This window comes from Paenibacillus algorifonticola (genome assembly GCF_050481745.1).
Taxonomy (GTDB): domain Bacteria; phylum Bacillota; class Bacilli; order Paenibacillales; family Paenibacillaceae; genus Pristimantibacillus; species Pristimantibacillus algorifonticola_A.
The window spans coordinates 294,918-307,191 of the sequence record NZ_JBCNGR010000008.1 but is presented as its reverse complement, the minus strand read 5'-3'; the positions used below and the strand labels follow the sequence as shown (position 1 = coordinate 307,191).

General features: G+C 50.4%; 12 protein-coding genes and 1 other annotated feature. Of the genes, 9 read left to right on the top strand and 3 right to left on the bottom strand.

Annotation, left to right across the window (positions count from 1 at the left end; genetic code table 11):
* The first annotated feature begins 139 nt into the window (after positions 1-139).
* From ABEW34_RS08925 to ABEW34_RS08910, 4 genes are all read left to right on the top strand, one after another.
* Positions 140-1,237, top strand: coding sequence for a quinone-dependent dihydroorotate dehydrogenase (locus ABEW34_RS08925; protein ID WP_430157233.1), 1,098 nt, complete (start codon positions 140-142; stop codon positions 1,235-1,237).
* An 18-nt stretch (positions 1,238-1,255) separates the two neighbouring features.
* On the top strand, positions 1,256-2,059 hold the full coding sequence (locus ABEW34_RS08920; RefSeq protein WP_056029444.1) for a GTP pyrophosphokinase: 804 nt from the start codon (positions 1,256-1,258) through the stop codon (positions 2,057-2,059).
* 86 nt (positions 2,060-2,145) lie between these two features.
* Positions 2,146-2,901: a pseudouridine synthase gene (locus tag ABEW34_RS08915; protein ID WP_430157230.1), complete on the top strand. Its 756-nt coding sequence runs from the start codon at positions 2,146-2,148 to the stop codon at positions 2,899-2,901.
* Positions 2,902-3,036: 135 nt separating this feature from the next.
* Complete coding sequence (locus ABEW34_RS08910; RefSeq protein WP_430157227.1) at positions 3,037-3,249, top strand: hypothetical protein; 213 nt, start codon at positions 3,037-3,039, stop codon at positions 3,247-3,249.
* A gap of 95 nt (positions 3,250-3,344) precedes the next feature.
* On the opposite strand, the gene ABEW34_RS08905 is transcribed toward ABEW34_RS08910, so the two are convergent.
* Both ABEW34_RS08905 and ABEW34_RS08900 read right to left on the bottom strand, forming a co-directional pair.
* Positions 3,345-3,437 carry a sporulation protein YjcZ gene (locus ABEW34_RS08905; RefSeq protein WP_081418580.1) on the bottom strand — a complete coding sequence of 31 codons (93 nt, stop codon included), beginning with the start codon at positions 3,435-3,437 and terminating at the stop codon, positions 3,345-3,347.
* Positions 3,438-3,701: 264 nt separating this feature from the next.
* Positions 3,702-5,351, bottom strand: coding sequence for a DEAD/DEAH box helicase (locus ABEW34_RS08900; protein ID WP_430157224.1), 1,650 nt, complete (start codon positions 5,349-5,351; stop codon positions 3,702-3,704).
* Between the two features lie 285 nt (positions 5,352-5,636).
* On the opposite strand from ABEW34_RS08900, the gene ABEW34_RS08895 reads away from it, so the two are divergent.
* The 4 genes from ABEW34_RS08895 (at position 5,637) to ABEW34_RS08880 (ending at position 8,073) form a co-directional block, all read left to right on the top strand.
* Positions 5,637-5,837 (top strand): YwbE family protein, encoded by a 201-nt coding sequence (locus ABEW34_RS08895; protein ID WP_056029433.1) that lies wholly within the window; start codon positions 5,637-5,639, stop codon positions 5,835-5,837.
* Between the two features lie 12 nt (positions 5,838-5,849).
* On the top strand, positions 5,850-6,152 hold the full coding sequence (locus tag ABEW34_RS08890; protein WP_430157221.1) for a hypothetical protein: 303 nt from the start codon (positions 5,850-5,852) through the stop codon (positions 6,150-6,152).
* A 154-nt stretch (positions 6,153-6,306) separates the two neighbouring features.
* A complete protein-coding gene (locus ABEW34_RS08885; protein ID WP_430157218.1) occupies positions 6,307-7,569 on the top strand; it encodes a GNAT family N-acetyltransferase in 1,263 nt (420 codons plus the stop codon).
* A gap of 27 nt (positions 7,570-7,596) precedes the next feature.
* Positions 7,597-8,073, top strand: a complete 477-nt coding sequence (locus tag ABEW34_RS08880; protein WP_430157217.1) for a VanZ family protein — start codon at positions 7,597-7,599, stop codon at positions 8,071-8,073.
* Positions 8,074-8,159: 86 nt separating this feature from the next.
* Here the strand turns inward: ABEW34_RS08880 and ABEW34_RS08875 are convergent, their stop codons facing one another.
* Positions 8,160-9,155 carry a lipoate--protein ligase gene (locus tag ABEW34_RS08875; RefSeq protein WP_430158528.1) on the bottom strand — a complete coding sequence of 332 codons (996 nt, stop codon included), beginning with the start codon at positions 9,153-9,155 and terminating at the stop codon, positions 8,160-8,162.
* A gap of 273 nt (positions 9,156-9,428) precedes the next feature.
* Positions 9,429-9,644, top strand: a binding site (T-box leader).
* Between the two features lie 181 nt (positions 9,645-9,825).
* On the opposite strand from ABEW34_RS08875, the gene leuS reads away from it, so the two are divergent.
* Positions 9,826-12,264: a leucine--tRNA ligase gene (leuS, locus tag ABEW34_RS08870; RefSeq protein WP_430157215.1), complete on the top strand. Its 2,439-nt coding sequence runs from the start codon at positions 9,826-9,828 to the stop codon at positions 12,262-12,264.
* Positions 12,265-12,274: the final 10 nt, after the last annotated feature.

The following is a 12,274-nucleotide window of genomic DNA, read 5'->3' as shown; positions in this document are numbered from 1 at the left end:
TAAGTAAGGAATATAGTCATATTGTAATCGTTTTCGGAAACTGCCGCAATAACAAAGGGGCGGTATTGCCCTTTTCTTTTCTCGGCAAAAACGCTACACTATTGGGTAGGACATTTATTGCAGATCGGAGTGAGTATAATTGCTTTATTCTTCATTGGGTAAACCAATATTTTTTCGCATGGATCCGGAAAAAGCCCACCATTTGGTTATAGATGGATTGCATGCTGCTGGGCGTGTGCCAGGCATGACGGGCATCATGCATGCGATGTACGGAGTAAATGAGACGCCGGAGCTTGCCGTGGATTTATTCGGCATCCATTTTCCGCATCCGGTAGGGCTTGCGGCGGGGCTGGATAAGAACGGGAAGGCAGCAGACGGCTTTTCCAGCATCGGCTTCGGCTTTATGGAAGTTGGAACGGTAACTCCGAAAAGCCAGCCAGGCAATGAGCAGCCGAGACTATTCCGTCTTCCGCCGGATGAAGCGCTGATTAACCGGATGGGCTTCAATAATGATGGCGTTGATGCGATGGCAGAGCGGCTGAATAAGCGCAAAATACATCGCATACCGCTGGCTGTCAATATCGGAAAAAACAAAGTAACGCCCAATGAGCTTGCGCATGAGGATTATCGATTATGCATTCAGGCGCTTTACGGGCAGGGCGATTTTTTTGTCGTCAACATTAGCTCGCCTAATACGCCGGACTTGCGTGCGCTGCAGCATGGGGATGAGCTGAGACTGCTCCTTGATACCGTTTTGGAGGAAATCAGGCAGCAGGCGTCGAAATCAGGTAAAAGCGCGAAGCCAGTGCTAGTCAAAATTGCTCCGGACATGACGGATGAGCAGCTTAAGCTGACGGTAGCAACCATTAAGGACAGCGGGGTTTCCGGCATTATTGCGACGAATACGACCGTGTCACGCACTGGACTTACTCATTCAAATGCTGGGGAAATGGGCGGCCTCAGTGGCGTGCCAGTGCGCGAGCGATCGACGGAGGTTATTCGCGCGGTTTACCGTCAGACGGAGGGCAAGCTGCCGATCATTGGCTCGGGAGGCATTTTCACTGCTGCTGATGCATACGATAAAATCCGCGCTGGGGCCTCGTTGGTTGAAGTATATACGGCCTTAATCTATAAGGGCCCAGGCTTGCTGCGTGAATTGACCAGCGGCTTGAAAGAGCGCTTGCGCAAAGATGGCTACCGCAGCATAACGGAGGCTATCGGCGCAGACCATAGATAAGATGAGGAGGCGGCCCTGATGGATGGACGAGACTGGAATCTATTTTTACAGCCTTACGAGCAAACAGTTGAAGAACTCAAAGTTAAATTTAAAACGCTGCGCGTAGAGCTGAAAAGGCGGGAATCCTATTCGCCAATTGAATTTGTCACAGGCCGAGTGAAGAAGGTTTCGAGCGTTTTGGAGAAGGCAAGGCGGCTGCATGTGCCAGCGGACCAGCTGGAGCAAGGGATTGAGGATATTGCGGGCATTCGCATTATGTGCCAGTTCGTCGATGATATTCACCGGGTTGCCGGATTAATTCGTTCGCGCAAAGATTTAAGGCTTGTGAATGAGAAGGATTATATTACGAATTACAAGGATAGCGGTTATCGCAGCTATCATATGATCGTGGAATATCCTGTCCAAACAGCGCTCGGTCAGAAAAAGGTATTGGCAGAAATTCAGATTCGCACACTGGCGATGAATTTCTGGGCGACGATCGAGCACTCGCTGAACTATAAATATAAGGAAAGCCTTCCTGAGGACGTGCGTCTGCGTCTCAAAAAGGCGGCGGAGGCAGCCTCATCCCTGGATGAGGAGATGTCGAGCATTCGCCATGAAATTTTGGATGCGCAGCGCGGCTTCGAGGAAAGCTCGAATGTAGTCAGCAAAGTGCTCAGCACGATACAGGATCTTTATTTTTACCACCGTGTCCGGGAGGCAGCCCAATTCCAGATGAAGTTTAATGAAATGTGGGAGCAGGAGGATTTGTTCGGGCTCCAGCAGCTTGCTCTTGACGTTGAAGCGGCGGTTTTGCGGGCGAAGAAGGGTACGCAAAGCTAATAACAAACCTCCAGTGGCGCACAAGCGAGCGCCTTTGGGGGTTTGTTGCATAAAGAGGGAAGATGATATTTGAAGGAGAGATCGTGTTGGCAGCAAAATTAAGGCTGGACAAGCTGTTGGCCCATACGGGCAACGGCACGAGAAGTGAAATTAAAAAATTCGTCAAGCAGGGGCTCGTGACTGTAAACGGAGCTGTTGTCAAAGATAGCGGCATGATCATTAATTCCGAAATACACGAGGTCAGGTTCGAAGGACGGCAGGTCAAATACCGGGAATTTGCTTATTTTATGATGAACAAGCCTGCAGGAGTTGTATCGGCGACGGAGGATCGCAAAGACGAGACGGTTATTGATTTGCTCGAAAATGAGGATCAAGCGATTCAGCCGTTTCCGGTCGGACGACTGGACAAGGATACGGTTGGCCTTCTGCTGCTGACTAATGACGGGCAGCTTGCCCATGAGCTGCTGTCGCCGCGCAAGCATGTGCCCAAAACGTATGAGGCTGTCGTGCGAGGCAATGTAGGCCGTGCCGATCAGGATCAGTTTACTGCAGGCGTTGAGCTGGATGATGGGTATGTGACGATGCCTGCGCGATTGAATGTACGGAGCCAGGAACAGTCGGATGATGGCGTTATGTCGATAATTACCCTAACGATTATGGAAGGGAAATTCCATCAGGTGAAGCGGATGTTTGAGGCAGTAGGCAAACAGGTTGTCCATTTAAAGCGAGTGGCCATGGGCCCTTTGGCGCTGGACACTGGGCTGGAAGAGGGAAGCTACCGCGAGCTGACAGAAGGCGAGCTTGAGCTGCTTCGCACTTATCGCCGGACAGATTTGCAATAATGAGGGGACACACAAAATAGCAGGTAAAGGTTCAACATAAGCGTAACAGTGGCAGCCTTCCAAGCATGATGAATGAGACAATCTGTCGGCATCATAGGGTAGGGTAATAAATACCATTCCTGAGGTGATTGCTGCTTGCGCGTCCAAACCTTTAAAGTGTACGTCATTACTTCAGCAGATATTAGGCGTTTCATCCTAATTGAAATCGTAATCGGCATGCTGACATACAATGTGGGGCTTAAGCTGCTTCATAATGCTATTTTGGCAGGAACGCTGAGCTTTGCAGGAACTGAGAGCATTAAGCGGAGCTTGCGGCTGCTTAGGCGTAAGGGTGAAAATAAAAAGTGAGCCTTGCTCCTTGCACAGCAGGAGCAGTAAAACACAGAAAAAACCGCCGGGAGCACGAATCCTGGCGGTTTTTTGCATACGGTGTTGGGTTAGGATTAGTACAAAAATCCTTTAGTTATGATGACCAGAAGAATAAACAGGACCAGGATGGCACCCGTCGATGTGAAGCCTCCATGTACACCAGACATGCTAATTCCTCCTGTACAGTTAATTTCCGGCTTAGGGTGCTTCTTCATTTAAATGTTCTTTTCCCTGCTGCTCGGTATAAAGTATTGTATGTATTTCGCCCTGTTTGGAATGGACTCCTGTCATGGGTCATTTATAATTGGGCGCTAGTAAGGCCGCTAACTCCAGCGATTTATGAAGGATGTTACTGAGGCGAATGCCTGGGAGGGATGAAAAAAGCAGCCTTCGCCGATAGGAATCGACGGAAAGCTGCTTGAAATGTTAATTTATCTTTTGCGACCGCGGCTGCTTCCAGCTCCGCCGCCACGGGAAGGGCTGGAGCCACGGCTGGTACCGCCGGAATTGCGACCGCCGCTGCCAGAACCGGAGCTGCGTCCACCGGAGCTGCGTGCTCCAGAGCTGCGCGGTGCACCTGAGGAGGAACGTTCACTGCGCTCACCGCCGCCGAAGCTGCGAGGACCAGCAGGACGTTCACTGCGTTCACCGCCGCCGAAGCTGCGCCCTCCATTGCCGCCACGCTTGCTTCCAGAATCGCCGCCGCTTGCTGTTTCCCATGGGCTGCCGCCGGACTTGCTTGGAGCAGCTGACCGTTCAGCCTGCTGTCCACGACCTCTGCCGCCAGCTTGCTGGCGGCCGCGTCCACCAGAGGATTCGCCGCCCCGGCGACCTTGCTGGCCGGATCGTCCCGAATCGCGTCCGCCGCGTGCTCTGCCGCCGCGCTCTGAAGAGGAGGAATCTCCTCGGCCATATGCTTTGGCTGGAGCTGCTGAGCGTTTCGTGCTGTCGGCTGTCAATTGGCCTTCTTCATCAATCGTAAAGCGCTGCAGCGAAGCATCAATGCTGCGCTCAATATGAGCAACAGCGCCGCGATCATGCGGCGAAGAGAGAGTTACCGCTGTCCCGCGCTGTCCTGCACGACCCGTACGGCCGATGCGGTGAATATAAATTTCCGAATCCTGTGGCACATCATAGTTGTAAACATGGGTGACGCCTTCTACATCAAGCCCGCGCGCAGCGACATCCGTTGCGACGAGAATTTGCAGTTTGGCATCGCGGAAACGCTTCATGACTTGCTCGCGCTTTGCTTGCGTCAAGTCGCCGTGCAACTCGTCCGAAGGAATGCCTTTATCCTGCAAGGCAGCATTCAGTTTTTTGGCCCGCACCTTCGTCCGGCAGAAAATAACGGCCAAATAGGGGTTATGCTGCTCAATCAGCTGCATAACGGCACGTTCACGTCCACGATCTGTCGTTTCAATAACGAATTGCTTAATGTTGTCCAGCGTTACATGCGTGCTTTGAATACGAATATCGACTGGCGTATTCATGTAGTTGGCAGCAAGGCGCTTAATCGCTTCCGGCATCGTAGCTGAAAACAGCATCGTCTGGCGAGCTCTAGGCATATGCGCGATAATGTTCTCGACCTCTGGCAGGAAGCCCATATGCAGCATTTGATCAGCCTCATCAAGCACGAGCATTTTCAGCTTGCCCAGGTTGATCGTCTCCCGGCGAATATGGTCAAGCAATCGTCCAGGTGTTGCTACAACGATATGGGGAGCGTTGTTCAGCTTGCGAATTTGTGCGACAACATCCTGCCCGCCATAAGCAGCTAGCACCGTAGCGCCAACAGTCGGAGCAAGCTTCGTCAGTTCTGCCGTAATTTGAATAGCGAGCTCACGGGTTGGAGTCAATATAAGCGCCTGCACCTGTTCCTTGTGCACTTGAATGCGCTGCAATATAGGCAAGGCAAAGGCAAGCGTTTTGCCTGTTCCGGTTTGAGCTTGGGCAATGACGTCTTGTCCCGCAAGCAGCACGGGAATCGATTTCTTTTGAACCGGGGTTGGCTCGGTAATTCCGTTCTCATGGAGACGCGAGGCCAGCTCCGGCATGACGCCCATTGCAGTAAAATCAGTTGACATTAGACAATTTCCTCATTTCATAAAACATCGTTTGGTGTTAAGTATAACAGGTTGTACCCTTCATGTGCATCTTTCCTGCACATATGCTATGCTATTTTGAAAGAAAAGTATGAAATATGGCAAGGTGAAACGGCTATCGCCATCCTCTGGCGGCGTGGCGCGTTTCATTCCGAGAAATATAAGCCGATTATAAGACTGTAACTTATAAATGCTTATATTTTGAAAAAGTCGTAATCAAGTGCAAACTTTAGTTCACCACGCTTTTTTGAAAAGGAAGGGTAACGCATGAACGGAACGAATCGCGCGGCAATCAAGCCGGGCCAGCAGGTCGACATTGTGCTTAAGCAGGATCAGCGTACAGGCAAGCTGACGAGGGGCATCGTCAAGGATTTGCTGACGAACTCCGGCACGCATCCGCATGGCATTAAAGTTCGGCTGACGGATGGGCAAGTAGGCCGCGTTAAGCATATTTTACCAATGGAATAAGGAGATGGACGGGTGGCATTTGGCATATCCAGAACCGAAATGAATGCTTGGAAGGAACGGGTGCAGAGCGGCGAGATCGCTTTTTTGACGCATTATTGGCTGGACCCGCGCTTTCCGGGCATGAAGACGGTAACGAAGGTAGGCTGCTCCAATATAGACAAGCTGGCGCAGTGGTGCACGTCCTATGGGCTCGATCCCCGGTATATTCACTACCGCGACCATTATCCGCATTTTGATCTGTTTGGCCCTAAGCAGCGTCCAATCTTAATGGCGGAGCAGCAGTTCGACCAAATCACCCGCTTTAAATTGCTCTAATGGATAATGGAATGGCATGTGCCGCCGTCAGGGCGGCTGTTTGGGTTCGACAAGAGGGCGGAAATATTGCAGGGCATGCAAATTGCGAGATTTTTACAAGTTTTATTGTAAAAAAAGTTCATATATTGGATAGCAAAGCGAGGGAGAGCGGTTCATGGAGCAGGAGCAGGAGCAGGGAAAACGGCAGTTGCTCAAGTATTTTCAGGAATGGATTACGTTTGTGGCTGGGCTGGAGCAGCAGGAGGAGGCAGTGTGGGAGCTAAGCTTGGCTCCGGGAAAATGGTCTGTTCGCGAAGCCGTTGCTCATATTGCGCTTTGGGATCGTTATTTTCTTACGACAGCAATTGAGAGATTAAGTCGGCAGCAGGAGCTGACGCTAAAGCATTTGGATTATGATGCATTTAATGAAAATGCCCGCCTATATGGTCGTTATACTTCGATTGCGAAGCTGATCAGGCAGACGATTCAAGACCGTGAAGCGATCGTTGGGATCATTCAAGCTTTGCCTGAGCAGCATTATGCGGCTGAATACATAGACAGCGATGGTCATCCATTCCGGCTGCAGGCGTATTTAACAGATTTTATCGCTCATGATCGGCATCATATGGGACAGATCAAGCAGCGTTTGGATAGCGCCGCATTAGAGTCGTCATCTGAGGAGCAGCTGCATCTCAAGCTGGAGGAGCTGTCGATGAATGCTTGGCCTGCGCTTCAGGTGCTGATGTATGAGGGGTGGCAGCTGCGTCTGGCGAATGGCTATACAAAACGGTCAAACTCCATCGTGCCAGTAGCCTGCAGCGGGGAAGTACTTTCGCAAAAAATCACCTATGGCGAAGCTTTTTATACGGCGCGTGGACTGGATACGACCTATAAAATCACGCCATTCTCCCAGCCGCCGGAGCTGGATGAGACGCTCGGGCTGCGAGGCTACGACAAAATAGACCCCGTCTATGTCAAGACAGCGGCCCTTGCACAAATGCGAGAACCGGTTGGCGGGCTGGACGTTCGCATAGACACTTTTTTAAGTGAAGCTTGGCTGGAAGCCTATATGTCGATGGCAAAGCATACCGATGATGAGCGGGAAACGCTTAGAAATATGTTTGCATCACCGCCGTTTCAGACGGCCTTTGCTGTGCTTTATGTAGAGGGAGTGCCAGCGGCTTGCGGTATTGGCGTGATGGAGCGGGGATATATCGGTCTGTATGCCGTCGTGACCTCGCCAGATTTTCGCAGACGTGGATTTGGCGAGCAGCTTCTGCTGCATATTTTGCAGTGGGGCAAGGAAAATGGGGCGGAGCACAGCTATTTGCTCGTTACGCATGCCAATGATGCGGCTAACCGCTTGTATGACAAGCTTGGCTTTACACTGCAATATAACTACTGGTATCGGGTGAAAAAATTACCGGCGTCCCATTAACCCGGGCAAAGTGGAGGGGCGATTACGTTGAAGCAGGCAGGCGGAAAATTCGATTCCTTTGCTCAAAAAGTGACAGCCGTTCTTATTTTCGTATATACGATGGGGCTCATTTATGCGATGTTTTTTGGCTTTGGCCGGCAGGCGAGAAGCGGTGCAGAGCTGCGATATAATGTCATTCCTTTTTCAACCATCAAGCTTTATGTAACGAACTTTCATCATATGCCCTTTATCGATTGGATCATTAATATGGGGGGCAATATTGTCGTATTTGTACCCTTTGGCTTGGCGCTTCCAATTGTTTTCCGCTGGCGGCTGGGCAAGGTACTGCTGTCTTTTGTGCTGTTTATTACGCTGCTGGAAATACTGCAAATGCTTACGAGGCGCGGCAGCTTCGACATTGATGATATTCTCATGAACAGCGCTGCTGTTGTTCTTGGCTATGGCATTGTTTTATGGCTTCGCAAGCTGGCAGTTGGCAAAAGTGGCATTCAAAGAACCTATTAATGATTTCATTCTTTCGGATGACATCACGGGACATAAACAGCGCCCCGGACTCTCTTAATAAGAGAAGGCCGGGGCGCTGTTTATTTTTATTCGAAAATCAAGCCCATTAAGTCTTCCTTCGTTACTTTGCCGAAATAATAGCCTAAATCGATCTCGCCGAGCAGTTTGCCGAGTGCAGCAGCTTCATAACGCTGATCGATGAGCTGCTTGGCAAATTCGCTGCTCTCGCCACGACCGAAGAAATCGCCATATACGGCAGCATCTGCAATAAGACCTTCCTCCACTTGCAGGCGTACATCGAACGTTCCAGCTCCTTCGATCCGCTTCGTCTGGCGCATATTGAATGCTGGCGATCGGCCATAATTCCAATCCCAGCTGCGATAGCGCGTTTGTGCCAGCTCGCGTACATCCGCCCATTGCGCCTCGGACAGCTCGTAGTAAGGGATTTCCTCACTGCCTTCAAAAATAGAAGCAAGCACGCTTTGGCGGAATTCCTCAATTGTAATCGGCTCTGCCAGAAACTCGGAAATGTTGGCTACGCGGCTGCGAATCGATTTTGTCGCTTTGGACACGTATTTTTCGGGATTCGCTTTCAAAGCCGATACGACATTTTCAATTTCGGAATCAAACAGCAAGGTCCCATGACTGAACATTCTGCCGCGTCCTGAAAATTGGGCGTTGCCGGAAATTTTTCGTTCGCCTACTTGAATATCGTTGCGACCCGTAAGCTCAGCCTGAACGCCAAGCTTGGCTAGTGCTTTCACAACCGGTTCGGTAAATTTCTTGAAGTTATGGAAGGATTGGCCGTCGTCGCTCATGATGAAGCTGAAATTCAAATTCCCTTCGTCATGATATACGGCTCCGCCGCCGGACAGCCGGCGCACGACATGGATGTTGTTTTCCTCTACGTAGCGCGGGTTGATTTCTTCCAGTGTATTTTGGTTTTTGCCAATAATAATGGAAGGCTCATTAATATAAAACAGTAAATAATCGTCCTCCGGCGGCAGCGACCGTAAAATATATTCTTCCAGCGCCAAATTAAGCGCAGGGTCTGTTATATGGTTGTTGCTTACAAAACGCATCATAACGATTCCTCCGAAAATAGTAGTGGGTTGCAAAAGCTAGCTGCTCCTATTATACCCCTCCTTGGGGCAAATGCCATGGATAAATGAAGCGGCTTTTTTAGCAGCAAGGAGAAAGGAAGTCCCTAGCAACAAATGACTGACATTCACGCATCGTTCATCTAAGCATGCAAGAAGTGAGTGTATTGGGATAAAAAGGGAGAAACTTAGAAGCTTATCCCTTGACATCGCGTCAAAGCTTCATTATAATCGGAACTAATTCTTAAAATGTCACATATGGCGTTGATGAGGAACAGTAGTATCGCGGGGCATGGCTTAGAGAGCCGGCGGATGGTGCAAGCCGGACCTGCAGCGATATGAATCTCACCTTGGAGCTGTGCGCGCAAGCGTACCGTAAGGCCTGCGTTAAAGGCGACAAGTGAGCACTCGGCAAAGCATGTCCGGGGGCTAACTAGGGTGGTACCACGGGAGACAGCTCTCGTCCCTAGCGATCATACGCTAGGGGCGGGAGCTTTTTTGCATGAAATATAAGCATTTATAAGTTTTCCCTTATAAATAGGCTTATATTTCTCGGACTGAAACGCGCAGCGCCGCCAGAGGACGGCGACAGCCGTTTCACCTTGGAAGACCGCTGAAATTTTGCTTTACCAAGCTTAAGGAGGAAACATTCATGAGTCAAGATCAGCAACCGCAAGGCTATAATCCGCTGATAGTAGAGCCGAAATGGCAAAAATATTGGGATGAGAACAAGACGTTCGCTACGAAGGAAGAAGCGGGCATACCGAAATTTTATGCACTTGATATGTTCCCTTATCCATCCGGTTCAGGCCTGCACGTCGGTCATCCGGAAGGTTATACGGCAACGGATATCGTGTCGCGTTACAAGCGCCTGCGCGGCTTTAACGTCCTGCACCCAATGGGCTGGGATGCATTTGGCCTTCCTGCAGAGCAGCATGCACTGGATACAGGGCAGCATCCGCGTGAAATTACATTTAAAAATATCGACAACTTCCGCCGTCAAATCAAATCGCTCGGCTTTTCCTACGATTGGGATCGCGAGTTTAGTACGACTGACCCGGATTATTATAAATGGACGCAGTGGATTTTCATCCAGCTGTACAACAAAGGCCTTGCATATGTTGCTGAAGTTCCAGTTAACTGGTGCGAAGCGCTGGGAACTGTGCTTGCCAACGAGGAAGTCATTGACGGACTAAGCGAACGTGGAAATCATCCGGTTGTACGCAAGCCAATGCGCCAATGGGTACTGAAAATTACCGAATATGCGGAGCGCCTGCTGGAGGATCTGGAGGAGCTTGATTGGACGGAAAGCATCAAGGATATGCAGCGCAACTGGATCGGCAAGTCTACAGGCGCCGAAGTGACGTTTGCTATTGAGGGCCATGATGCGAATCTTGTCGTGTTTACGACGCGTCCGGATACTTTGTTTGGTGCCACTTATTGCGTACTTGCACCTGAGCATGAGCTGGTTGCCCAAATTACGACAGCAGATCAAAAGGCGGCAATTGAGGCTTACCAGCTGACAGCTTCCCGCAAGAGCGATTTGGAGCGTACTGATCTGGCGAAGGAAAAATCCGGCGTATTCACGGGTGCTTATGCGATTAACCCGGTCAATGGCGAGAAAACGCCAATCTGGATTGCCGATTATGTACTGGCAGGCTACGGTACAGGTGCGATTATGGCGGTTCCAGGCCATGATACGCGCGACTGGGAATTTGCCACACAGTTCGGACTGCCGATTGTGGAAGTTGTACAAGGCGGAGATATTTCCAAAGAAGCCTATACTGGCGACGGCGCCCACGTTAATTCCGATTTACTGAACGGGCTTAATAATGAAGAAGCGATTGCAAAAATGATCAGCTTCCTCGAAGAAAAAGGCAGCGGTCATGGCAAAGTGACGTACCGTCTGCGCGATTGGCTGTTCAGCCGCCAGCGTTATTGGGGCGAGCCGATTCCGATTCTTCATCTGGAGGATGGCACAATGAAGCCAGTACCAGAGGACCAGCTTCCGCTGCTGCTGCCGGATGTTGATGCGATTAAGCCTTCGGGTACAGGGGAATCACCGCTTGCAAATGTAACGGAATGGGTCAATACGATTGATCCGGAAACGGGCATGAAAGCGCGCCGCGAGACGAACACGATGCCGCAATGGGCGGGCAGCTGCTGGTACTACCTGCGCTTTATCGACCCGAAAAACGACAAGGAAATTTGTTCGCCGGAGAAACAGCGCGAATGGCTGCCGGTTGACCTGTATATCGGCGGAGCGGAGCATGCTGTGCTTCACTTGCTATATGCGCGCTTCTGGCATAAAGTATTGTATGATCTGGGCGTAGTTGAGACGAAGGAGCCTTTCCATAAACTCGTGAATCAAGGGATGATCTTGGGCACGAACAATGAGAAGATGTCCAAATCCCGCGGCAACGTCATTAACCCGGATGAAATTGTATCGGAATTCGGCGGAGATACGCTGCGTTTGTATGAAATGTTCATGGGCCCGCTGGAAGCGACGAAGCCTTGGAATACGAACGGCGTAGAAGGAGCCTTCCGTTTCCTTAGCCGTGTATGGCGCCTGTTCATCGGTGACGATGGCAGCTTGAGTGCGAAAATTTCGGACGGTGAAACGACCGAAGCCTTCAAGCGCACATGGCATCGCACCATTAAAAAAGTAACCGATGACTTTGAGCATCTGCGTTTTAACACAGCGATCAGCCAATTGATGATTTTTGTCAATGAAGCTTACAAAACCGAAGTGCTGCCGCGTGAAGCGATGGCTGACTTTGTGAAAATGCTGTCCCCGCTTGCGCCGCATATCGCGGAAGAGCTGTGGGAGAAGCTGGGCGGAACAGATACGATTACGTACGAGTCCTGGCCAACATGGGAAGAAGCTTGGACGGTTGACCAAGAAGTTGAAATCGTCGTTCAAGTTAATGGCAAAATCATTGAGCGCCTGTCAATAGCGGCAGACACGGATGAAGCCGAAATGGAACGTCTTGCGAAGGAACTAAGTAAGGTGCAGGAGCTTATCGCAGGCAAAACGATCCGCAAGGTTGTAGCTGTAAAAGGTAAAATCGTAAACATCGTTGCCAATTAAACGTTAGCCA